General features: G+C 62.4%; 24 protein-coding genes. 16 read left to right on the forward strand and 8 right to left on the reverse strand.

Going from position 1 to position 22,444, the window contains the following annotated elements; genetic code table 11:
* Positions 1 to 22: 22 nt before the first annotated feature.
* The 5 genes from ACE3PH_RS08845 (at position 23) to ACE3PH_RS08865 (ending at position 5,218) form a co-directional block, all read left to right on the forward strand.
* Positions 23 to 928, forward strand: coding sequence for an EamA family transporter (locus ACE3PH_RS08845; RefSeq protein WP_374317998.1), 906 nt, complete (start codon positions 23 to 25; stop codon positions 926 to 928).
* Complete coding sequence (locus tag ACE3PH_RS08850) at positions 925 to 1,791, forward strand: transglutaminase family protein (RefSeq protein ID WP_374318000.1); 867 nt, start codon at positions 925 to 927, stop codon at positions 1,789 to 1,791. The genes ACE3PH_RS08845 and ACE3PH_RS08850 overlap by 4 nt, the downstream gene beginning before the upstream one ends.
* Positions 1,792 to 2,395: 604 nt before the next feature.
* A complete protein-coding gene (infA, locus tag ACE3PH_RS08855; RefSeq protein WP_374318002.1) occupies positions 2,396 to 2,659 on the forward strand; it encodes a translation initiation factor IF-1 in 264 nt (87 codons plus the stop codon).
* Positions 2,660 to 2,721: 62 nt separating this feature from the next.
* Positions 2,722 to 3,036, forward strand: a complete 315-nt coding sequence (locus ACE3PH_RS08860; protein WP_374318004.1) for an RNA recognition motif domain-containing protein — start codon at positions 2,722 to 2,724, stop codon at positions 3,034 to 3,036.
* A 277-nt stretch (positions 3,037 to 3,313) separates the two neighbouring features.
* Entirely contained in the window at positions 3,314 to 5,218 is a 1,905-nt protein-coding gene (locus ACE3PH_RS08865) for a putative bifunctional diguanylate cyclase/phosphodiesterase (protein ID WP_374318006.1), read from the forward strand.
* 8 nt (positions 5,219 to 5,226) lie between these two features.
* Here ACE3PH_RS08865 and ACE3PH_RS08870 read toward each other — a convergent pair whose 3' ends face one another.
* Complete coding sequence (locus ACE3PH_RS08870) at positions 5,227 to 5,631, reverse strand: DUF1304 domain-containing protein (RefSeq protein WP_374318008.1); 405 nt, start codon at positions 5,629 to 5,631, stop codon at positions 5,227 to 5,229.
* A 48-nt stretch (positions 5,632 to 5,679) separates the two neighbouring features.
* On the opposite strand from ACE3PH_RS08870, the gene ACE3PH_RS08875 reads away from it, so the two are divergent.
* Positions 5,680 to 5,958 (forward strand): metal/formaldehyde-sensitive transcriptional repressor, encoded by a 279-nt coding sequence (locus ACE3PH_RS08875; protein WP_374318010.1) that lies wholly within the window; start codon positions 5,680 to 5,682, stop codon positions 5,956 to 5,958.
* A gap of 8 nt (positions 5,959 to 5,966) precedes the next feature.
* Positions 5,967 to 6,929 (forward strand): CDF family Co(II)/Ni(II) efflux transporter DmeF, encoded by a 963-nt coding sequence (gene dmeF, locus ACE3PH_RS08880; protein ID WP_374318012.1) that lies wholly within the window; start codon positions 5,967 to 5,969, stop codon positions 6,927 to 6,929.
* Here dmeF and ACE3PH_RS08885 read toward each other — a convergent pair.
* Together ACE3PH_RS08885 and ACE3PH_RS08890 are read right to left on the reverse strand one after the other, a co-directional pair.
* A complete protein-coding gene (locus ACE3PH_RS08885; protein ID WP_374318014.1) occupies positions 6,926 to 7,867 on the reverse strand; it encodes a sensor domain-containing diguanylate cyclase in 942 nt (313 codons plus the stop codon). The genes dmeF and ACE3PH_RS08885 overlap by 4 nt on opposite strands.
* 38 nt (positions 7,868 to 7,905) lie before the next feature.
* Positions 7,906 to 8,712: a hypothetical protein gene (locus ACE3PH_RS08890; protein WP_374318016.1), complete on the reverse strand. Its 807-nt coding sequence runs from the start codon at positions 8,710 to 8,712 to the stop codon at positions 7,906 to 7,908.
* Between the two features lie 115 nt (positions 8,713 to 8,827).
* Between ACE3PH_RS08890 and ACE3PH_RS08895 the strand changes: the two genes are divergently transcribed.
* Positions 8,828 to 9,964 (forward strand): methyl-accepting chemotaxis protein, encoded by a 1,137-nt coding sequence (locus tag ACE3PH_RS08895; protein WP_374318018.1) that lies wholly within the window; start codon positions 8,828 to 8,830, stop codon positions 9,962 to 9,964.
* On the opposite strand, the gene ACE3PH_RS08900 is transcribed toward ACE3PH_RS08895, so the two are convergent.
* The gene (locus ACE3PH_RS08900; protein WP_374318422.1) at positions 9,955 to 10,152 is read right to left on the reverse strand and encodes an oxidoreductase-like domain-containing protein; all 198 of its coding nucleotides are present in this window, start codon (positions 10,150 to 10,152) and stop codon (positions 9,955 to 9,957) included. The genes ACE3PH_RS08895 and ACE3PH_RS08900 overlap by 10 nt on opposite strands.
* Positions 10,153 to 10,283: 131 nt before the next feature.
* Here ACE3PH_RS08900 and ACE3PH_RS08905 point away from each other — a divergent pair, with 131 nt between their 5' ends.
* The 3 genes from ACE3PH_RS08905 to ACE3PH_RS08915 all read left to right on the forward strand — a co-directional run bounded on the left by ACE3PH_RS08905 (position 10,284) and on the right by ACE3PH_RS08915 (position 13,154).
* The gene (locus ACE3PH_RS08905; protein WP_374318020.1) at positions 10,284 to 10,838 is read left to right on the forward strand and encodes a cyclin-dependent kinase inhibitor 3 family protein; all 555 of its coding nucleotides are present in this window, start codon (positions 10,284 to 10,286) and stop codon (positions 10,836 to 10,838) included.
* 9 nt (positions 10,839 to 10,847) lie between these two features.
* Positions 10,848 to 11,555, forward strand: coding sequence for a hypothetical protein (locus tag ACE3PH_RS08910; protein WP_374318022.1), 708 nt, complete (start codon positions 10,848 to 10,850; stop codon positions 11,553 to 11,555).
* 417 nt (positions 11,556 to 11,972) lie between these two features.
* A complete protein-coding gene (locus ACE3PH_RS08915) occupies positions 11,973 to 13,154 on the forward strand; it encodes an MFS transporter (RefSeq protein ID WP_374318024.1) in 1,182 nt (393 codons plus the stop codon).
* A gap of 181 nt (positions 13,155 to 13,335) precedes the next feature.
* Here the strand turns inward: ACE3PH_RS08915 and ACE3PH_RS08920 are convergent, their stop codons facing one another.
* A complete protein-coding gene (locus tag ACE3PH_RS08920) occupies positions 13,336 to 14,247 on the reverse strand; it encodes a LysR family transcriptional regulator (protein ID WP_374318026.1) in 912 nt (303 codons plus the stop codon).
* Positions 14,248 to 14,346: 99 nt separating this feature from the next.
* On the opposite strand from ACE3PH_RS08920, the gene ACE3PH_RS08925 reads away from it, so the two are divergent.
* Positions 14,347 to 15,114: an SDR family NAD(P)-dependent oxidoreductase gene (locus tag ACE3PH_RS08925; RefSeq protein WP_374318028.1), complete on the forward strand. Its 768-nt coding sequence runs from the start codon at positions 14,347 to 14,349 to the stop codon at positions 15,112 to 15,114.
* Between the two features lie 217 nt (positions 15,115 to 15,331).
* Here the strand turns inward: ACE3PH_RS08925 and ACE3PH_RS08930 are convergent, their stop codons facing one another.
* Positions 15,332 to 15,865 (reverse strand): PaaI family thioesterase, encoded by a 534-nt coding sequence (locus tag ACE3PH_RS08930; RefSeq protein WP_374318424.1) that lies wholly within the window; start codon positions 15,863 to 15,865, stop codon positions 15,332 to 15,334.
* A 66-nt stretch (positions 15,866 to 15,931) separates the two neighbouring features.
* On the opposite strand from ACE3PH_RS08930, the gene ACE3PH_RS08935 reads away from it, so the two are divergent.
* Positions 15,932 to 16,315, forward strand: coding sequence for a MarR family winged helix-turn-helix transcriptional regulator (locus tag ACE3PH_RS08935; protein WP_374318030.1), 384 nt, complete (start codon positions 15,932 to 15,934; stop codon positions 16,313 to 16,315).
* 20 nt (positions 16,316 to 16,335) lie between these two features.
* Here ACE3PH_RS08935 and ACE3PH_RS08940 read toward each other — a convergent pair whose 3' ends face one another.
* Positions 16,336 to 17,754, reverse strand: coding sequence for a PLP-dependent aminotransferase family protein (locus tag ACE3PH_RS08940; protein ID WP_374318032.1), 1,419 nt, complete (start codon positions 17,752 to 17,754; stop codon positions 16,336 to 16,338).
* 82 nt (positions 17,755 to 17,836) lie between these two features.
* Here ACE3PH_RS08940 and ACE3PH_RS08945 point away from each other — a divergent pair, with 82 nt between their 5' ends.
* The 3 genes from ACE3PH_RS08945 (at position 17,837) to ACE3PH_RS08955 (ending at position 21,106) form a co-directional block, all read left to right on the forward strand.
* Positions 17,837 to 18,577: an acyl-CoA dehydrogenase family protein gene (locus tag ACE3PH_RS08945; RefSeq protein WP_374318034.1), complete on the forward strand. Its 741-nt coding sequence runs from the start codon at positions 17,837 to 17,839 to the stop codon at positions 18,575 to 18,577.
* Positions 18,574 to 19,986 (forward strand): cytochrome c oxidase accessory protein CcoG, encoded by a 1,413-nt coding sequence (gene ccoG, locus ACE3PH_RS08950; protein WP_374318036.1) that lies wholly within the window; start codon positions 18,574 to 18,576, stop codon positions 19,984 to 19,986. Before ACE3PH_RS08945 ends, ccoG begins: the two co-directional genes overlap by 4 nt.
* Positions 19,987 to 20,050: 64 nt before the next feature.
* A complete protein-coding gene (locus ACE3PH_RS08955) occupies positions 20,051 to 21,106 on the forward strand; it encodes a hypothetical protein (protein ID WP_374318038.1) in 1,056 nt (351 codons plus the stop codon).
* Between the two features lie 9 nt (positions 21,107 to 21,115).
* Here ACE3PH_RS08955 and ACE3PH_RS08960 read toward each other — a convergent pair whose 3' ends face one another.
* Positions 21,116 to 22,432: an NAD(P)/FAD-dependent oxidoreductase gene (locus tag ACE3PH_RS08960; RefSeq protein ID WP_374318040.1), complete on the reverse strand. Its 1,317-nt coding sequence runs from the start codon at positions 22,430 to 22,432 to the stop codon at positions 21,116 to 21,118.
* Between the last annotated feature and the right edge of the window lie 12 nt (positions 22,433 to 22,444).

Consider the following 22,444-nt stretch of genomic DNA (forward strand, 5'->3'; position numbering starts at 1 on the left):
CCCTTGTCGTTTCCTGTAGTCCATGTCGGCATCCTCGTCCCGTTACGCTTCGCTTTTGCCTTTGCTCGCCATATTGGGCTCGGTCACCTTTCTGGGACTGGGCACGTCATGGGCCAAACAGGCCTTGTTCCCCACGGTGGGCGCGCAAGGCACGACGGCCATCCGTGTGGGCTTGTCGGCGGTGTTCCTGTGGGTGCTGTGGCGACCATGGCAGCGTCCGGTCACACGCAGCGATCTGTGGCGCGTGCTGTGCTACGGCGTGGCGCTGGGTGGCATGAACCTCTTCTTCTACATGTCCCTGCGCACCATTCCATTCGGGGTGGCGGTGGCCATCGAGTTCGCAGGCCCGCTGTCTGTGGCGTTGGCTGCATCGCGTCGTCCGGCTGACTTCATCTGGGTGGCTTGCGCGGTGGCAGGGCTTGGCCTGCTGCTGCCACTGGGACATCACGTCAGCGCGCTGGACCCGGGTGGTGTGGCCTGTGCCCTGGCTGCCGCCCTGTTCTGGGCTTTGTACATCTTGCTGGGCAAGCGCGTTGGCCACCTGCATGCCGGGCATGCCGTGTCCCTGGGCATGGCTTGTGCCGCCCTGGTGGTGGTGCCGGTTGGTGTGCTGCATGCCGGCCGCGCCTTGCTGTCGCCCGCCATCTTGCTGGCTGGTCTGGGTGTGGCCGTGTTGTCCAGTGCTATTCCCATTTCGCTGGAGATGCTGGCACTCAAGCGCCTGTCTCCCAAGGCGTTCGGCATCATGATCAGCATGGAGCCTGCGGTGGCCGCCTGCATTGCGGCCGTTTTGCTGGCCGAGCAGTTGAGCGGGGTACAGTGGTTGGCCATCGGTCTGATCATGGCAGCGTCGATTGGCAGTGCCGCCACGGCGAACGTTGAATCCCAACAGCCCGAACGCACACGACGTGGGTGTGCCTCAGCATGATTCGCATCGAGCATCAGGTTTCTCTCCAATATCAGATTGGCGCAGCTGGTGCCGACCTGATCCTCAACATCCACGCTGCGCAGACGGCGTGCCAGTCGGTTGGTCAAGAGCGTGTGCACATCAGCCAGCCGGTCGTATACGAGATGTTTGTCGACCCAGTCACGCGGTCTCGGTTCATGCGACTGCGTGCATTGCCTGGCTGGTTGCAGGTACAGCACAGCGCGTCAGTGGATGTTCGCCACCATCAACGCGACCCTGATGCCGTAGGTGAAGTGGCCGTCAGCAGCTTGCCATTCGAGACCTTGACCTACCTGAATCCCAGTCGGTATTGCCAGTCTGATCAGTTCAGCCAACTGGCCATGCAGCAGTTCGGCGCATGGCCCAAAGGCTATCGGCGCGTTCAGGCGATACAACGTTGGGTTCAGCAGCGCGTGCGTTTCACCCCGAATGTGTCTGACACCAACACGTCTGCGATAGAGACCTTGCGCAGCGGGCAGGGCGTCTGCCGCGATTTCGCCCATCTGATGATCGCGCTGTGTCGTGCCTTGTGCATTCCTGCTCGCTTCAGCACGGGGACCGACTGGGGTGCCGACCCAGCCCTGGGGCCGCCCGACTTCCATGCCTATGTGGAGGTCTATCTGGAGGGGGGCTGGTACATCTTTGATGCGTCAGGAACGGCCATTCCGATGGGCTTCATCCGTATCGGGACTGGACGGGATGCGGCCGATGTGCCTTTTGCCAGCATGTATGGCGGCGTCATGGCGCAGGCCCCGGTGATCCATAGTCGAGCCATTGAAGATACACGGCGCGGGTTCCCTCAACCGGCCCACACGGACTGCGCGCTGTCGACCGATGCGGGGTAAGGCCCACGCATGCTCAGGGGTGAGTTGGAAAAAAAGTTGGCGCGATCGCGCATGAACTGCTACAGTGCGAGGGCTTAGCTGCAGTTTCGCTTTCCTCCGCAGCATTCTGACGATTCGCGCGTTTTGCGCGCGCACCTTCAGCAGCACATGCATCTGGCCATGCTCGCTGCGCATCCAGGCAAGCATCGTCTGGTTCTGTTTCCCCGCTTGGCTCACTGACCAAGTCACTTTCCGCGGGGCTTGAATCCTCTCTCATCACGGGTATCTGCGGTTGTTTCAGCCCTGACCCTCGCATTTTTGGCTGCGCGATATAGCGGCCCCCCATTTTTTGATCCATTCCTCTCCCCAAGCCCTGTCGGTTGGCCGCTTCGAGCTGTCATCAATGACCCGCCAAACAGACTGCGGCCAATATGCCGTTTCGCTGTCCATTCGCAGCGGACGCGGCTCCAATACCCACGATCGGGTGTTTCGTTTCACGCCCTTGTTCCGAACTGCGCGAGCCGCTGAGCGCTTTGCCTTCGATCAGGGTCTCCACTACCTCAGTCAACCCACCTTGCGGGCTTGAGGTCCTTCTGTCTCGCAAATCAATTGGATAACCCTCCTCATGGCTAAAGAAGAACTCATTGAAATGCGCGGTCAGGTCGACGAAGTCCTGCCCGACTCCCGCTTTCGCGTCACCCTGGAAAACGGACACAGCCTGGTCGCCTACACCGGCGGCAAGATGCGCAAGCACCACATCCGTATCCTGGCGGGCGACAAGGTGTCGCTGGAGTTGTCGCCCTATGACCTGACCAAGGGCCGCATCACCTTCCGTCATCTCGAGCCTCGTTCTGGCTCGGCACCGTCGGCGCCTCGTCGACGTTTCTGATTTCCGGCCTGACGCTGCGGCAGGCCTTCGACTCACCGCGGCAAGTTCTGAAAGGGTCCAACATGGACAACAAGCTGTACGTCGGCAATCTGCCTTATTCGATGCGCGACGACGACCTCCAACAACATTTCTCTGCCTTTGGCGCTGTGCAATCGGCCAAGGTCATGATGGACCGTGACACCAACCGCTCCAAGGGCTTTGGCTTTGTGGAGATGGGCTCTGGTGCTGAAGCCCAGGCTGCCATCCGTGGCATGAACGGTCAATCGTTTGAAGGCCGTGCCCTGGTGGTCAACGAAGCCCGTCCCCGCGAAGAGCGCCCCTCCGGTTTCGGTGGTGGCAACCGCGGTGGCTTCGGCGGCGGTCGTCGCAGCTACTGATCACGGTCGGCTCAGACCATGCGGGAGCATGGGTCTGAGCAGCTGATGACCCATGCCAGCCGTGGCTGTATGGTTTTCAAAGCCCTCGCATGCGAGGGCTTTTTCGTATTCGGTATCGCGACAAATTTCCGAAAAAAGTGAGATCTGATCATCGGTGGTCTCAGGTTTCTTGGTGTGGTCGCCGATAGAGCCCTGGTATTCACGCTGTGGCTGCTCATCCACCACGGCCGCTTCATGGACCCTGCGCAAACAGGACGCGCGACAACCAGGTAACCGAATGACGCCCCAGAGTGACATCGAGCACGGCTCCCTTGCTGCGTGGGGCCTGTCCTTGCGCCCCTTGTTGGCAGGCTTGCTGGTTGCCTTCTGCCTGCTGATCTGGCAGGCCTTTGCATTTGCATTGAGTGATGCACAGGAAGAGGCCGAGGTCGAAGCGAGCGCCATCTTGCATATGGTGTGGCGGGCTCACTCTGCCGGTGGCTTGGCAAGCTCACCGCAGGTCCTGGAGGGGGCATTGCAGCAGGCGGCCGAGGGCTTTCCTGACGTGCAGGCAGCCTCGCTGTGTACAGAGTCCGGGTGCAACGCACGGTACGCGCGAGGCCGTTCGTGCACGCCTGGTGGCGGCTGGGTGGGGCAGTGCGTCTCAGCCGAGTCCAAACTGGACGGCCGGTGGAGTGTGATTGTTCTCCATTCCTTGGGCCCGGCTTACCTGGAGGTGGCCAGAGACGTGGCCATTTTCCTGGTGGCACTTTTGCTGGGTGGAGGGGTCTGGTACCTGTCCGCCAGGAAGATGCGTCACCGCATGGCCCATGATGCCAGCCGTTTGCGCGAGGCCACTGAAAAGGACCAACTGACGGGACTCTTCAACCGTGCGGCCTTTCAGCATGCGCTGTCAGAGGCACTGCAACGGGTGGCCAGTACATCGGAGCAATTTGCCTGTCTGTTCATCAATGTGGACAGCTTCCGTGATCTGAACGACCTGAACGGCTACAAGACGGGGGACAGCGTGCTGGCCGAGTTGGCCGAACGGCTGGGCAAGGTGTTTGCGGTGCCCGGCAGCATGCTGGCGCGCGTGGGGGGGGATGAGTTTGCTGTGTTGCTGCCCTTGCGCAAGAACGTCTTGCCGGATGCCCTGGTGGGCGACCGCATGGCTTCGGCGGTGGCGCGGCCCTTCGAATACGCCAACCGCTCGGTTCAGATCACCGTGTCAGCCGCCATCGTGCCGTTGGACAGTGCCCAGTTGACCCAGGGTGAGGTGTTCCGCCGTGGTGACATTGCGCTGGCCGAAGCCCACCGGCGAGGCCGTGGCCGCTGTGTACGCTATGACGCCGATCTGGGTGCCAGGGCGGGCCGGCGTCAGCTCATTCAGCGTGATCTGCGGCAGGCCCTCACCGGACCACAGGTCTACCTCGAATACCAGCCGCAAGTGGACATGCGTGGTCAGTTACGTGGTGTGGAGGCACTGATCCGCTGGAAGCATCCGTCAGAAGGGATGATTCGCCCGGACGAGTTCATTCCGGTGGCCGAGGAAACCGGCTTGATCCTGCACGTGGGAACGAGGGTGGTGGAGCTGGCCTGCCAGGATCTGGTGGCCTTGCGCAAGGACGGCGTCATGCTGCCCTACATCAGCGTCAACGTCTCGCCCAAGCAGCTGGCTGACCCGACATGGCCTGACCACCTGCTCCAGACGCTCAAGAAGAACGAACTGAGCACCAGTGACCTGGAGCTGGAGGTCACCGAAGGCACCGTCATGGAAGATGGCGGTACCGAAACCTCAGCGCTCGATCGCTTGTCCAAGAAAGGCTTTCGGCTGGCTGTGGACGACTTCGGTACAGGGTACTCGTCTCTCGCTCGGTTGCAGAGCATGAAGGCAGACAAGCTGAAGATCGACCGCTCCTTCATTCGTCAGCTGGGTGACCCATCCTATGACCCGGTGCTGGTGCAGATGATGCTGGCCCTGGCAAGCCGCCTCGGCATCAAGAGCGTGGCGGAAGGGGTCGAGGAGCAGCGCCAACTGGACTGGCTGGCGGCTGCTGGTTGCCAGATGGTGCAGGGCTATTTCTACGCGAAGCCGATGACCGTGGACCGCTTGAAGCTGTGGATCATTGGCAACCTGGCGGACCACCAGCACCATGGGCACGAGTTGACGTGGGAGCCGACCAAGCCGGATGTGCTGATGTGAGCGCCCCGTCAGCCCAGGGTGGTGAGCACAAGGCCTAAGGTGGCGGGCAGACCTTGAACGAACAGGATCTTGCGACTGGCTGTCGCTGCACCAAAGATCCCGGCTACCAGTACACACACCAGGAAGAAGATCCGGATATGCAGGCCGGTGTCACCCAGTACCACGCCCCACAGCAAACCTGCGGCTAGAAAGCCGTTGTAGAGCCCCTGATTTGCTGCCATCACCTTGGTGGATTCGGCTTGCTCTGCGGATAAGCCGAAGGCCTTGCGACCTGCGGGTTTGGTCCACAGGAACATTTCCAAGGCTAAAAAGTAGATGTGGAGAAAGGCGACCAGAGTGGTCACGATGAGGCCAGCAACATGCACGGAGGGGCTCCTGATTTGGATGGTGTGGAATTTACCGGCATCGGTCATTTGTTGTCCATAATAGGATACCCGCCCTAGGTATATATCTGAACAGTCATGGCGCACACGATTCAATCCAAAGAGAAATTGATGGGCCGTGTCAAGCGCATCCGCGGTCAAGTCGAAGCACTGGAGCGCGCCTTGGCTGCCGAAAAAGGTTGCGCCGATGTGCTGCACCAGATTGCAGCCATTCGTGGCGCAATGAACGGCCTGATGAACGAGGTCCTGGAAGGCCATGTACGTGAGCATGTGGCCTCGGCCGACATCACTGACCCGGCTGAGCGCGAGCAGGGTGCACAAGAGCTGATTGATGTCCTGCGAGCCTATCTGAAGTGAGTTTGACCATGCATACCGATGACCTGTCCCGACTGACCCACGACCACGTGTTTGACGAGAGCAATGCTGCGGCAGAACGTGGCACGCGCCTGGTCATGTGGATCACCCTGGCCATGATGGTGGTGGAAATCGCCGCCGGCTGGTGGTTCAACTCCATGGCCTTGCTGGCCGATGGCTGGCACATGAGCTCGCATGCCGTGGCCATCGGCCTGTCGGCACTGGCCTACGGCGCCGCGCGGCGTTATGCCACTGACCCCCGGTTTGCTTTCGGAACCTGGAAGATCGAGGTGCTGGGAGGCTTTGCCAGTGCCATTTTCTTGCTGGGTGTGGCTGCCTTGATGCTGTTTGGTTCAGTCGAACGCATCGTGTCGCCGCAGCCCATTCAGTATCGGCAGGCGATCGAGATTGCCGTGCTCGGTCTGGTAGTCAACATCGTTTGTGCGTTGATTCTTGGCAAGGCACACCACCATGATCACGGGCATGCACACGGGCACGACCATGGTCATGGGCATCATCATCACGATGACCATCATCATGATCTGAACCTGAAGTCAGCCTATGTGCATGTCATTGCAGACGCCGCGACCTCGGTACTGGCCATCGTGGCCTTGTTTGGTGGCTGGCTCTACGGCTGGTCCTGGCTGGACCCGGTCATGGGCATCGTCGGCGCCATCCTGGTGGCGGTGTGGGCCAAGGGGTTGATCGTTGACACCGGCAAGGTGCTGCTCGACCGGGAAATGGATCACCCTGTGGTCGACGAAATCCGCGAGGTGGTCGAAGCTGACAGCGAGGCCGGGCAGACGCACATTGCCGACCTGCACGTCTGGCGGGTGGGCAAGCAGGTTTACTCCTGCGCGCTCACCGTGCTCACCACCGACCCGAGCCTCACGCCAGACATGGTGCGCGAGCGCTTGTCCGTGCATGAGGAAATCGTGCACTCCACCATCGAAGTGCACCACCGTTCAGCTTAGCTTTGCGCCTCGATCCGGTTGCGGCCATTCCGTTTGGCGGCATAGAGGTTCTCGTCCACGGCATGCACAAAATCAGCCATGCGGTCGCCAGCCTTGGGAATGATGGTGCCGACCCCGATGCTCAAGGTCACGCGCGGTCCGATGGGTGACTGCTCGTGGGCAATCCCGCCCTTGAGTTCCATCAGACGCTGGCAGCGCTCGGCCACCTTCAGGGCGCCGGCTGCATCGGTCTCGGGCAGCACCAGCACAAATTCCTCACCGCCGTAACGGGCCACCAGATCGCGCGGACCGACCACCGCCAGCTTCAAGGCCTGTGCAATGTCGGTCAGGCACTGGTCGCCTTGCAGGTGACCATACAGGTCGTTGTACTGCTTGAAGAAGTCCACATCGATCAGCGCCACCGACAGCGGCAAACCTGTTTTCTGCGCATTGCCCCACTCGCGTTCCAGTGTGGTGTCAAACAGGCGGCGGTTGGCAATACCCGTGAGCCCGTCCTTGAAGGACAGTGCTTCCAGTTCCTTTTGAAGGGCGAGCAGTTTTTCTTCGGTTTTCTTGCGTTCGCTGATGTCGAACATGAAGCCGATCAGGGCTTCGGCCTCGCCCTTGCTGTTACGCACGACGTGCACCACATCGCGGATCCAGACGTAGCCGTTGTCCTTGGTCAGGGCGCGATAGTCCGCCTCATGGTCGACGCCAGCTTGGGACTGAGAGATACAGAAGTTGACAACGTAGTCCCGGTCCTCTGGGTGAATGCGAGAAGCCCAGTCATCAGCCGACACCCAACTGTCCTGGCTCCAGCCAAGCAGCGGTTCGATCTGCGGCCCGATGTAGGCAAAGGTCATGGTCGACCAGTCAATCTTCCAGGGGATGGCCTTGGTGGATTCGAGCAGCGTTTTGTAGACGGCGCTGTCGCTGCGCAAGTCGTGGTCATCAGACATGTCTTACTTCCTTGATGGTCTGTCGGGGTGATGCGTAATCAGACGATGGCGGGTGGTTGCCCATGGAGGGTATCCATGGCGTTCCAGTACCAGTAGAAATAGCCGTGGTTCTTTTGAAGCAGCGTGTGGGTAACGATGCTGTTCTGGTGGATGTCACCCCAGCAGGCCCGTGCCGAGTTGCGGTTGTTGTGCAGGTCGATGCATTCGGCATCTGGCAGGGCTGGCTTGGGTGGGATGTAGAGTGCGCACCCTTGCGGCACCCACAGGTCAGCCAGTCGGATCTTGCCCAGCTTGGGCCAGTAGCGGCCAACCGAGATCACCAAGGGCTTGGTCGGGTCGGTGGATGCGAAAACGTGCGGGAAGTCGTGGTGCTCCAGATCGGTGCACACCACGCTCAGCAGGTTGTTGCCCGTGCCCTGATACGGCGACCAATGCCCAGCAAAGACGCCGTATTCGTATTCGATCTGCTGCAACTCGGTCACGGGGCTGCTGATCTTCACGGCCTGACCGGGCTTGACCAGCGTGATGCCAAACGCGGCGGCAATGGCCGGCGTGGCCCACAACGGTTCAAACTGCACCTCTTTGGCGGCGAACCCCAGTTGGGTTTCCGTGCCATAGGGGGGCGTGGGCTTGATACCCAGTACCTCGGCCACGATGTGCTCATGCCCCATGGCCATGGCAGGGTCGGTGGCCGCAGGCGTCAGCACGGTGGCTTTGGGCGGTGCGTTCTTGCGGTAAACCGGCTCGCCCCCTTTGTTGAAGAGCCAGGGCGTGGCGGCCGTGTCGACCGTGATCTGTTGGACTTCCTTGATGAACAAGGGGGCTGCAAGTTTGTTGTTGGACATGGCGTACTTGTACGAATGGATGGCGCCATGGAAAACGCCTGCGATACAGATCGAAACAGTTTGCCTGAAAGCGAGAAGCAGGCCAGTTTTTGGGTGCTTGATGTCCGCATTACCCGTGTCCAACAAAGAACAGACTCTGGTATTCGGCTGGGAATTCGGAGAAAAGATGTACGCCAAACTCACCATCAAGCAGCGGCTTGCGATCTACCTGGGCCTCAGCGTGGCCCTGCAGTGCTGGGTCATCGTGTCTACCTTGAAAGGGTGGGCGAGCGGCACCATCATCACGGGTTCACTGTTGCTGGGTGGGCTCATCACATTTCTTTACCTGGATGGGGCTCGCGCCACAGCCCGTTTTTTGATGGACCTGGTCGGCGGCGCAGATCGCATGAGCCAGGGCGACTTGCGTGTTGACATGCCGGCCGGCTTGAACGCCACGGCGCAACAAGGCATGCAGGTGATGCAGCGTTTGCAGACCCGCCTGCGCGAGGTGCTGAGCACCCTGCGCGACGGCGCCGAGCAAGTGAACACCGCAGCCAGCGAAATCGCCGCAGGCAACCTGGACTTGAGCCAGCGCACCGAGCAGGGCAGTGCTGAGCTTCAAGCCGCAGCCAACTCCATGCGCAACATGACCGATGCCGCGCGCCAGAGCAGTGCGGCTATGAGCGAGGCCAGTTCCCTGGCAGAGAGCACCAGCTCTGATGCGCGCGCCAGTGGCGAAGTGATGCGCCGTACCGTGGCTGCGATGTCGGGTGTCAGCGACAGCAGCCGCAAGATTGGCGACATCATTGGCGTGATCGATGGCATCGCTTTCCAGACCAACATCCTGGCGCTGAATGCTGCGGTGGAAGCCGCGCGTGCCGGTGAGCAGGGCCGAGGCTTTGCCGTGGTGGCGTCCGAGGTGCGCAATCTGGCGCAACGCTCAGCCGAGGCTGCCCGAGAAATCAAGACCCTCATCACGGCATCGGTTGAGCAAGTGGATGCGGGGGCGAGTCTGGTGGCTGATGCCGGCACACGGCTCAATGACGTCGTGCAAAGCGTGGAGCGGGTGGCAGCACTGATTGGCAACGCGACCCACATGGCTCGCGCCCAAACCGAAGGCATGCAGGTGATCGCCGACTCGGTAGACCGCCTGGACCAGTCCATGCAGCAAAACGCGGCGCTGGTGGAGCAGGGCGCTGCCGCCGCAGAAAGCCTCAAGACGCAGGCCCACACCCTCAATCAGATCGCTGCAGGTTTCAAGCTTCAGGGCTGATCAGCCTCGGGGTGCCGGGCTCGCCATGCCCGCAGGGCCTGACGGTACTCGTCCATGGCCATGTCGTGGCGGTCGAAAATGCACGGATCGCAGCCGTTGCCGCAGCAGTCGTTGATGTCTGGGGCCTCGGGCGGCTGGGGCATCGGGTCCAGCGGGTCTTGTTCTGGGGGCACGGTCCGGGTGGTCATGGGCATGATTTTCTCGCACCTGTCATGACCTGATCTGCCATGGGGTATCCGAAGTGCATCAGTCGCCCATCGCACCGTGGTGCGGCGGGCTCTGTCAGACTGACGGCCAGCATGGACATGGGGCCGGTGACATGACATTGGTGCGGACAAGCCAGACACACCCTCTGCAGATTGCCGAGGTGCAGGCCAGCCCTGCGCACGGGCGCATCGGCATCACGTTTTGCCCCGGCAAGCACGACCACGGGGCGGTTACTGGTGCCTGGGCACGTGACCTGGCTGTGGACCTGGATGCCATTGCGGCGTGGGGCGCGAAGCTCGTGCTCACGCTGGTTGAATCGCACGAACTGCAGATGCTGAAGGTGCCGCAACTGGGCCGTGCCGTGCAGGATCGTGGCATGAGCTGGGTGCACCTGCCCATTGCCGATTACTCGGTGCCGACCGAACTGTTTGAGCAGGACTGGCTCACGCATGGCCGAGAGATCCGCGCGCTGCTGCGCCATGGGCACGATGTGCTGGTGCACTGCAAGGGCGGGCTGGGGCGCGCCGGCATGATGGCTGCACGCTTGCTGGTCGAGCTGGGGGTGGCGCCGGACGAGGCCATTCGCACGGTGCGCAAGGCACGCAAGGGCGCCATTGAAACCCCTTCGCAGCTGGCGGTGGTGCGGCAGGCGCAGCCTCTGCCTTGAGCGCGTGTCATGTCGTCTTCCAGCCAGGTGATCGACACGGCGACGCTGTGCCGCGTGAGCGGGCAGTTGGGCAGCAACCCCGGTGGCCTCTATGAAGATGCGCAGGGCGCGCGGTATTACGTCAAGCAGCTTGAATCGGTGGCGCATGCGCGCAATGAACGGCTGGCTGCCGCCCTGTACCAATTGGCCGGTGCACCGACGCTGCACTATGTGGACACGGTGGCGCCTGATCAGGTGGCGACCGCGTGGCAGCCTTTGGACAAACGGCTGGTGGCGCAACTCGACGAGGCTGAACGCCGACAGGCCCAGCACTGGCTGGCGGTGCATGCGTGGACGGCCAACTGGGATGCCGCCGGCTTCGGTGGTGACAACCAGGGCGTCGCCGCGGGGCAGGTGCTGACGCTCGACGTGGGTGGCGCGCTGGCGTTTCGTGCACATGGTGACCCCAAAGGCGCGGCGTTTGGCAATGTGGTGAACGAAATCGACACCCTGCGGCACGACCGCGATAACCCCCATGCGGTCAGACTGTTTGGCGACATGAGCGACGCCGAGGTACGGCAGGCCGTGGAGGTGCTGGCCGGCATTCCGGATGAGGCCATTCGCCAGACGGTGCAGCGCCACGGGGGTAGCGCGGCCTTGGCGGAGAAGATGGTGGCGCGCAAGGCGGATCTGGTGAGGCGGTTTGTACCGGAACTGGCTGCAGGAGGTAGTTCCTGAGTACATGGACCCCATGCTGGTGATGCGATCGATGGCTGGTTCAGGCTGATCTGAGACATTCAAGTGCGGTGTCTGGACGGCGGTGGCCGCCAACAGCGGTCATCGAGATACGCCGGCCTCAACCGACCGCGTTTTGCACCTGGCACCAGTCGCTTGACGGCACCCCAACCAGCGAGCCGGGTTGAACGGCTGCTCCCGCGTAGAGAGACTGACTCAAAGCGACCCATTGCTGCCTGGCGGCGCACCCTGGAACGCAAGGACCTTGGGGCGTTGTTGGCCAACTGGTCGGTGGGGGGCGCGGCCAAACACCTTGATGCTACGTGCCTTGTCTGAGCGCTTTATGGCGTGTGACACTTCCAAGAATCTTGCTCTTCCGACCCGAGCACAACGATCGCTTATTCCTACAGAACCAACCGGATGTCACACCACCATCGCCAAGAACTCCACCCCGATGTGCTCAAGCTCGGTGTGGTGAGCTTCCTGACCGATGTCAGTTCCGAGATGATCTTCGCGGTGTTCGCCGTCTTCTTCACAACGGTGGCCGGTGCGTCCAGTGCGTTGCTGGGGTTGATCGAGGGACTGGCGGACTTCTCTGCCTCATCGCTGAACTACCTCGCCGGCTGGCTGTCGGATCGCAGCGGTCGGCGCAAGTGGTTCGCTGTCGCAGGCTACGCCTTCTCCACGCTGGCAAAGCTCATCCTGCTGGTGTCGTCGTCTATCGTTGCACTCAGCATCTTTCGTGTCATTGAGCGTTTGGGCAAGGGCTTTCGCGGTCCGCCCCGCGATGCATGGCTGGCATCCCTTTCAGACAAAGAGTCACGGGGCTTTGCATTCGGCGTGCACAAGGCTCTCGACAAGACAGGCGCAGTGATCGGACCGCTCGTGGCTTATGCGCTGTTGTCCTGCCTGGGGGAGTCGGCCAGCACATACGCTACGCTGTTCCTGGTTGCCTTCGTGCCTGCGTGCATCAGCGTTCTGGTGCTCACGCGCATCCCTGACCAGCCGGGCGTCGTCCACGAGCGCGAGAGCGTGCGGCGGAATTGGCAGCAACTCACACCGGCCTTCAAGCGCTTCCTGCTGCCGAGTGCAGTCTTCGCGCTCGCGTACTTCAGCCTTGGCTTCATTCTGCTCAAAGCTCACCTCGTAGGATTTGGCATTACCGAGACAGTGCTGTTGTATGCGCTGTTCAACACCACCTGCGTCATTGCAGCTCCATGGGTCGGCTGGCTGGGTGACCGTATCGGGCGCACCCGCATCATCTTGCTCGGCTACTCAGTGTATGCAAGCCTCAACCTATGGCTGGTGTTCGCCAGCAGCCGCTGGGAGGTCGCCGTCATTTTTGCCGTGTACGGCATTTTCTACGCCATCGACGAATCGCAGAGCAAGGCCTTCATCGCCGACCTCGAGCCAGAGCGCCGCGCCACGGCGGTGGGCGTTTACAACTTTGTCGTTGGCGTGATGTACCTGCCCGCATCCCTGATCGCAGGGGCCTTGTGGTCCGTCTCACCGAGCGCTGTTTTTGCTGCATCAACGGTACTGTCGGTCGCCGCGATAGGCGCGTTCCTACTGATGCGGCCTGGGCATGCGCAATCGGCGTGATGCCCGCGCGGGCGCGACCAATGAAGGCTCACTTACATCAAGTGTCTTTTACGGTAACGGAGCGATGTGGTCGCTCAACGACTGCTCTAAGAAACTTGTGTCTGCGACTGCTCTCGGGCGGCGAGGTTGGCTGAGGGGCACCCACACCCGGCCAATTGCGGGCACAGAGCTTAGCAACAGACTAGCCGCCCACCTGCGCCTCCGCAATCACACCTGCCAGCCAATCCATCACCACCCGCGCCCGCTGCGACAGATTGCGGCGGTTGGCGTAGAGCAGGTTCAGCGGCATCGGCGGCGCCAGGAATTGCGGTAGCACCTGCACCAGTGCCCCGCTGCGCAAATGGGCCGATTCAACGACCTGCGGCACCTGGATGATGCCCAGGCCGGCCAGGCAGGCGGCGGTATAGGCCTCCGAGTTGTTGACCGTCACGGCACCGGCCATCGCAATGCTGCGCACCGTGCCGGCGTCGTCCATGTATTCGAACCCGGCCGACTTGTCGCCCAGCGTGCCTACGAAGTGGATCAGGCGATGGCGGGCCAGGTCGGCCAAGGTCTGCGGCATGCCGAAAGCCTGGATGTAGGCCGGGCTGGCGCAGTTTAACTGGCGCAGCGTACCGAGCGGCCGGGCGATGAGACTGGTGTCCACCACGCTGCCGGTCCGAAGCACGCAATCAAATCCTTCCCGCACCAGATCTACCCGGCGCTCGGTGCTGCTCAACTCCACCTCCAGCAGCGGGTGCACGGCCAGCAATTCGGGCAGGCGGGGGATGACGATATCTCGCGCCAGCCCTGTACTCATGTCTATGCGGATGCGTCCGCACAGACCGGCGGCCTCTTGCTGCAGGAACATCGCCTGCAGTTCATCCATATCGGCCAGCACATCCTTGCTGCGTTCGTAGAACGTCTGGCCGTCTTGCGTCAGCTGCACACGCCGCGTCGTACGGTGCAGCAGGCGGGTGCCGAGCTGGGCTTCGAGCTGCTGAACGGCAGTCGAGGCGCTGGCCTTGGGCAGGTTCAGGCTCAAAGCGGCTTGGCTGAAGCTAGCCAGTTCGGCCACGCGGTGGAAGATTTGCAAGCGCTCAAGCTGATCCATTGGTCGAATGTTGAATAACAGTTAATTCAAATTTAGCAACTTTATGTTCATTAAATCAATTAATAAACTTCGATCACTCCAACCTAAGAGCCATTTCACATGACTGCAAGCAACACACCCATCGCCCTCATCACCGGTGGCAGCCGCGGCCTTGGCAAGAACACCGCCCTGCACCTGGCCGCCCAGGGCGGCGACATCATCCTGACCTACCGCAGCGCCAAGGCGGAGGCAGAAGCCACGGTCGCCGCCATACAGGCGAAGGGCCGCCGTGCGGTGGCTTTGCAGCTAGACACCAGCATCAGCGCCAGCTTCTCGGCGTTCGCCACCAGCGTGCAGCAGGCCTTGCCCGAAACCTTCCAGCGAGACCGTTTTGACCATCTGGTCAACAACGCTGGGGAAGGTCGTCACGCCAGCATCATGGAGACAACCGAAGCGCAGTTCGACGACCTTGTGAACATGCACCTGAAGGGCGTGTTCTTCCTGACCCAGAAGTTGGTGCCCTTGATGAACGACGGCGGCCGCATCGTCAACATCTCCAGCGGCCTGACCCGTTTCGCCCTGCCCGGCTACGGCGCCTATGCCGCGATGAAGGGGGCGGTGGAAGTACTGAGCCGCTACATGGCCAAGGAGCTGGGCGAACGAGGCATCGCGGTCAACACCATAGCCCCCGGCGCCATCGAGACCGATTTTGGCGGCGGCGCAGTACGGGACAACGCGCAACTGAACGCCTTTGTCGCCGCACAAACTGCGCTCGGCCGGGTCGGTCTGCCCGACGATATCGGCGGCGCGATTGCGGCGCTGCTGGCTCCTGGTAGCGGCTGGATCAATGCACAGCGGATAGAGGTGTCAGGCGGGATGTTTGTCTGACCTGATCGTCACGCCCCCAGCGAAAGCTGAAATCCAGCCATGCCCAACGGCCGCCGAGGTTTGCCCTGGGATACCAGCCTGCGCTGGCATGACAGGGCAAGGAGGGGCCAGGCGCATATGCCTTAGGCCGCTGACGCTGCAGAGCCGACGATCTACACTCAGGCTGGTGTGGATGAGGGTCGTCCACTCAAAACGGGCCTCAACTCAGGTGACTGCTTCACGCTTTCTTCGGCAACTCAAACACCAGGCAGGTTGTGGTGGCGTGGGCATAGAGGGTGCCGTCTGCACCAAACAGGCGTGCCTCAGCCGTGGCCAGTTGCCTGCCACAGTGCAACACCTTGCCTTCTGCTCGCACCGGGCCGGCTTTCGGGGTCAAGGCCTTGACGATGTTCACGCTCAACTCGGCAGTGGTGTAGCCACGCCCGGCAGGCAGCATGCTGTGCACGGCACAGCCCAGGGCCGAGTCCAGCACCGTGGCAAACCAGCCGCCATGGACGGTACCCATCGGGTTCAGGTGCTCAGGGCCGGGCTGGCCCTGGAACAGGGCGCGGCCGCGTTCGATTTCCAGCGGCATGAAGTTCAACGTGGCACCGATCGTGGCATGGGGCACTTCGCCTTTCTGCATGGCCTGCATCACTTCCAGCCCTGACTTGCCGCTCAGATGCTCGGCGTGAATGACGCCAGGGCCTGGTCCACGTGTCAGCCTGTCGCGTGCAGACTGTCCCTCAGCCAGATGAAAGCCCCTGCTCAGCCTGTGACCGGCAACTGTACAACCAGGGCGCCGCGTGGATGTACCCACTTCCAGTTGCGTCAGCTCATGCGGCAAGTGGGCCTCATCTATGACGCTGAGCTGGCCGCGGTGGGTCTGAAGACCAGCCAGTATTCGCTCTTGTCATGCGTGTTGCATCTGGGGCCTATCCGGCCCGGTGACCTGGCCGTGGCGATGAAGATGGACCCCTCAACCCTTACCCGCAACCTCAAGCCGATGATGGCGGGTGGTTGGCTGCAGCAGGCGCCTGGAGAGGACAAGCGCAGCCGGCTGATCTCCATCACCGATGAGGGCCGTGCCTTGCGCAACCAGGCGCAACGGCATTGGCGCAAGGCACAAGATCAGGTCAACGACAAGCTGGGGGTGCAGCGCGTGGTGGCCTTGCATGACTTGGTGCAGGAGTCATTGAGCTTGCTTGCTGATGCGGGATGACAGGCCATGCTGCCTGTGGGTCAGGCGGTCAATTGGCTTATCAGCCTGCCCAGCACCTTCACGGCCTCTAACACCCGAGGGTCTTGCGGGTGGCCCCCATTGAGTCGCAAGGCCGACTGAAAGCGCTGGTCTGCTGAAAACAGGGCGCCAGGCGCCACGCTGATGCCCTGTGCCAGGGCCAGTTGATGCAGGCGCAGCGTATCGATGCCATCGGGCAGTTGCACCCACAGGAAGTAACCCCCGGCTGGCCTGGATACCCGCGTGCCTTTGGGGAAGTGCTGCAGCACCCATTGGCGCAGTTGGGCCAGGCTGGTGGCAAGTGTCTTGCGCAGTTGACGCAGGTGGCGGTCGTAGCCGCCTTCTTCCAGGTATTCGGCCAAGGCCAGCTGCGATGGTACGGAGGTGGCCAGCGAGCTCATCATCTTGAGCTTTTGCACCATGTGGCTGTAGCGTCCGCCCAGGGCCCAGCCCACGCGGTAGCCAGGTGCAAGGCACTTTGAAAACGAGCTGCAGTACAGCACCTGCCCTTCGGTGTCGAACGCCTTGAGCGGCAGGGGGCGTGCGCTGCCATGGTGCAGTTCGCCATAGACGTCGTCTTCCACCACGGGAATGCCGGCCTGATTCAGTACCCGCATGACCGCCTGCTTGCGGGCATGAGGCATCAGCGCGCCCAGTGGGTTCTGAAAGTTGGGCATCAGCCAGCAGGCGGCCACGCGGTGGCGCTGGATGACCTCAGCCAGGCCATCAGGGTCTACGCCTGACTGCGGATCGGTGGGCAGTTCGACCACGCGCAGGTGCAGGCGTTCGAGGGCCTGCAGCGCTGCGTAGAAGGTGGGGGCCTCCACGGCGACCACGTCCCCGGGCTGGGTGACCGCCTGCAGGCACAGGTTGAGGGCCTCCATGGCACCATTGGTGATGATGGGGTCTTGATGGCCCACGCGCAGCCCGTGGCGCACGCTGCGGGCGCGCAGGGCCTCGCGCAAGCGCGCGTTGCCCGATGTCAGTTCGGTGGTCAGGGCCTGGGGGGCGAGTTGCCGCATGGCTCGGGCACCGTCTCGGGCCAGGCGCTCCAGCGGGAACAGCGTGGGAGACGGGAAGGCTGACCCGAGGGGCACCACGTCGCGATCCCGGGTGCTGTTCAGCACGTCGAACACCAGTTCGCTGACGGCTACCGGGGTGCTGTCGGCCCGCGGCGTCACGGCCAGTGCCGGCGCAGCAGCACGGCGCAACGGCTTGCGCACATAGAAGCCCGACCGTGGCCGGGACTCGATCATCCCCCGACTTTCGAGCAGATCGTAGGCTTGGAATACCGTGGCGGGACTGACCTGTGCCTGGGTGCAGGTTTGCCGCACCGAAGGCAGGCGCTCGCCCGGCTGCAACTGGCCGTCAAGGATGCGTTGGGCCACGGCATCGGCCAGCTGTTCATACAGGGTAGACATGGTGTTGGCGTCAAACTGATATGGTTATTTTCATAGAAATCTGAATCTGGCGTATCAGATGGCTTGGGTGGAGCATGTGCGCATGAACACAAGCACTGTCTTTCCGGCGTCCACCGCAGAAGCTGACCCAGAGGGCTTGCTGGCCGACGTGATCACGTCGGGTTGGCCGCGCCTGATCGTGCCCCGCGACATGGGGGGCGAGGGGGCCTCGCCAGAGCAGTTGGCTGAAGCGTTGCGAGGTCTTGCCCGCCACCACCCGGCCGCAGCCTGGATGGCGTGGTCTCATGGCCTGGTGATCGAGGCCCTGGTCCGCTCGCCAAATGTGGCGGTGCGCGAAACCGTGTTGCCTGATTTGCTCGATGGCACGCGCGCCGGTGCCGTGTCATGGGTGACCGAGTTGGGTTTGGTCCCTGCACCCAAGCCGGTTCACGCCACGCCACTGGAGAGAGGTTGGCACCTCGATGGCCGCCTGGACCAGGTGCTGAACCTGCAGTGGGGAGGTTATGTGGTGTTGTGCCCGGTGTGGTTCGCCGCGACCGATGCACCGACCTATCGCTTGGGATGGACCCTGCTGCGCGGTGAAGAAGATGGGCTGCAACACGAGATGGATCGCAGCCGTTCACTGGCCCGTCAGGCGGCCTGCGGCACGGTGACCCTGAAGGCCGTGTACTTCCGAGAAGACGAGCTGCTGGCGGACCATGCGGAAGCTCTGAGCACACCTCTGCGTGTATTGGATCAGGCCTTGCGTGCGGCGTTTTGGTCCGGCGTGTCTGCTGCCCCATCCAGCCCCAATGAATTTGAACATCTAGGAGCACGTCGATGAGCGAGTCCCGACGCATTGTCCCCATCCTTCCGTCACTTGATCTTCCAGGTGTGGAGGCCGCCCACAAGGTTCAGGCCCGCAGCACTCAGGGGCGCTTCTCGCGTTGGCGCAGGGCCAGTTTGCTGGCCACACAGCTGTTTTTTTTCGGCTTGCCCTGGCTGAACTGGCATGGTCGCCAGATGGTGCGCTTTGACCTGGAGGCCAAGCGCTTTTATCTGTGCAACCTGATCCTGCTGCCCCAGGACCTCATTTTTTTGGCAGGCCTGCTGGTGTTCTGTGCCATGGGGCTGTTCATGGTCACCACCTTGTGGGGCCGCCTGTGGTGTGGCTTCAGTTGCCCTCAGACGGTCTACACCGAGTTGTTCATGTGGGTCGAACGGCGACTGGAGGGGGATCGCTACCAGCGCCTGAAGCTTGACCAGTCGGGCTGGAATGCCAATAAGGTGTGGCGGCGTGGTGGCAAGCAACTGGCATGGGGCGCCATCTCGGTGTGGACGGGGTTGACCTTCGTCGGCTGGTTTTCGCCGATGCGGGAGCTGGTACCCAGCCTGGTCATGGGCACGCTGAGCTTCTGGGATGGCTTCTGGGCCTTGTTCTATGGCGGGTTCTGCTACATGAACGCTGGCTTGCTGCGCGAGAAGGTGTGCCTGCACATGTGCCCCTATGGTCGCTTCCAGGGGGCGCTGATGGATGGTGACACCCGCATCGTGGCATATGACACCCAGCGTGGCGAGCCTCGTGGCGCCCATCGCGGCAGACTCCATTCGGCCGCGGGTGCCTGCATCGACTGCACGATGTGTGTGCAGGTCTGTCCGACCGGGATCGACATCCGCGAGGGTCTGCAGGCCGCCTGCATCGGGTGCGGCTTGTGCATCGACGCGTGCGATCAGATCATGGACAAGACCGGGCAGCCGCGAGGGCTGGTGCGTGTGGCCACGCAGCGTGAACTGGGGCAAGGTGGCCAGGTCGGTCAGGCATCGTCCTGGTCTAGGCTGCGCGTGCGTGTGTATGCCGGGGTGATGTGCGTTTTACTGTTTGCCCTGGTTGGCGCCTTGATGAGTCGCCCCGATATCCGAGTGGACGTGATCCGTGACCGTGGCGTGATGGCCCGCACGGTGGATGACGGTGCCATCGAGAACGTCTACCGCGTTCAGCTGATGAACCAGACCGACCTGCCTCAAGGCATCCAGATTGGCGTGCGTGGTTTGCCTGGTGCTGCAACGACGTCGCCCCCGGTTGTGCTGGGGCCGGTCGAGGACCGCATGGTGCAGGTTTCCGTGCGGGTGCCGCCGGCACAGGCAGTGCAGTTGACTGGTCGCGTGGTACCGATTCATTTCGAGGTGGCCAGCCGCACCGCCCGTGATAGCAGCCTGGTCAGTGAGGCGAGTACGTTCATCGTGCCGCGCTGACAAGGGGCGCGAGCAACGCTTGATAGAGTTGGATTCAAGCCTGCCTGAGTGGATACTGGTCACCATGCTGAAAACACCCCTGCTGTTCCTCTCCATCGTGCTCTTGCAACTCGGCCTGGTTCTGGCCTTGTTCCTGCAGCGTCGTGCCCTGAAGGCGCATCAGAATCGCATCGTGGCCGCTTTGCCTCCGGGTGTGCGCTTTTGGCGGGTGGCGCTGGCCCGCAGTGCGCACCTTAACCGGCTGTGGCGGCTGGGGCCTGTGCAGGCCCTGGGGGTGTTGGTCGATGAGGGGGCTCAGGTGCGGCTGCGCTGCCGCTGGCATGGTGCCAACGAAGATGCCGATGTGGTGTTGTCCAAGCAGGCGCCGCAGCAACCCCAGTGGCGAGGCCCTTTCAACTTGCGGGCCGGACAAATGGCCTGGGCGAGTTTTCCATGCCCTGATGGCGATGTGATGGTGGCCATTGATACCGGGCTGCAGACGCTGGGTTCGCGTGAGGCGCTGGCCGACATGCTGCGCTCGGTGTACCCCGGCATGCTGCTGCCAGACAGTGCCGACCATGAGTTCGCGCTGGAAAAGCACAAGGGCACGCTGTTCACCATGGTGCTGATGCTGGGCTTGTTCCTGTTTGCCGTGGTGGACACCTTTGTGGTGGGCCGCTTCGAGTTGATTGACGCCCAGATTGCGCAGTTCTTGCGCACGCCCACCGTGCTGGCAGGCTATGGCTTGTGGCTGCTGTTGGTTGGGGTGCTGGTGTTCACGTCATTGCGTCGGGCCACGGTGCCGCCACGTGAAGCCTATGGGCTGGCCATTCTGGTTGCGGTGGTGGCCGCGCTCGTGACCCCACCGGTGCTCAAGCGGGTGGACCAGCTGACGGCGGGCCCCTCGGTCAACTACGCTTACCGGGTGTCTGCCAGTGTGGGCACCTTGTACCCGGTGGATACGCAGCATGGCATGCCGGTGCTGCGTTTCAAAAGGGCACCCGAGTACTGGGCCCAGTTCGAGCCTGACACGGTGGTGCAGATCCCGATGGTGCACGGCAAGCTGGGTTTGTGGCAGTTGGATCACGAGCGGTTTGATCCGCCCGTGATCGCCTTCTACCGAGGTGGGCAGCGCCAGTGAGCAGAGGGCTCAGCGCAGCTTTTCGAGCAGGGTGTAGTACCACATGCCCAGGGCCAGCAGGGGGTTGCCGAGGGCCCGGCCAAAAGGCACCTTGATGTGTTTGCATGCAGCAAAGGTGTCAAAGCGCGTGAGGGTGCCGGTGATGGCTTCAGCCATGATTTCACCCATGATGTGGCTGGTGGCCACGCCATGCCCGGAGTAGCCCTGGCAGTACCAGACGTTGTCTGACAGCTTGCCCAACTGGGGGATGCGGTTGATGACGATGCCCATGGCGCAGGTCCATTCGAAATCGATGCGCACGCCTTTCAGCTGCGGGAAGGTCTGCTCGATGAAGGGGCGCAACTCGCCAGCCACATCACGCGAATCGCGTCCGGAGTAGTTGGCGCCGCCCCCGAACAGCAGACGCTGGTCGGCCGTGAAGCGGAAGTAATCGAGCACGAAACGGCAGTCGTATACGGCGAGGTTGTCGGGGTTGAGCTGGCGGGCCAGGTCGCCCAGCGGTTCGGTGGCGACAATGCCGCCCATGGCCGGGAAGATCTTGCCGCCGAGCTTCTTCTTTTCGAGGTGGTGGTAAACGTCGCCTGCCAGCATCACCTGACGGGCCTCGACGCGGCCTTGGGCTGTGACCACCGCGGGCTTGGCGCCATGCACGATGTCGAGCACCTCGGTGTGCTCGAAGATTTGCACCCCCAGTTGTTCGGCGGCACGGGCTTCACCGATGCACAGATTGAGCGGGTGCAGGTGCATGTTGCGCATGTTGCGGATGGCGCCGATGTAGCGTTCGCTGCACAGCGCTTCGCGTACGCCGGTCTGGTCCAGCAAGGTGACCTGGTCCGCCATGCCGTGCTGCAGGGCTTCTTCGTACGAGGCACGCAACTCGGTCAGGTGGGCGGGGGTCATGGCGGCATGCAGGTGGCCGTGCTGCAGATCGCACTGGATGCCGTATGTCGCTACGCGCTGCTGGATGATCTCGTGGCCGCGCCAGCGCAGGTGCCAGATGAAATCATCGACCTCCTGACCCAGAGTGGCACGCATCTGCTTGCGCATGGCACCATCGCCCGAAAGGCTGCCTGTGACCTGACCGCCATTGCGGCCACTGGCGCCCCAACCGACTTTGTGGGTTTCCAGCAGCGCCACCTTGAGGCCGCGTTCGGCCAGTTCCACGGCGGTGGCCACGCCCGTGAAGCCGCCACCGATGATGGCGACGTCGACCGCCACGGTGCCTTGCAGGGTGGGGTAGGCGGTTTCATCGCGCAGCGAGGCGCTGTAGTAAGAGCGGGTGCGCTCGGGTGCAGCGGCCACGGCGTTGTGTGTCGGGGTGTTCATGTGATGTGTATC

It is taken from the genome of Aquabacterium sp., from assembly GCF_041909175.1.
Taxonomy (GTDB): Bacteria; Pseudomonadota; Gammaproteobacteria; order Burkholderiales; family Burkholderiaceae_C; genus Aquabacterium.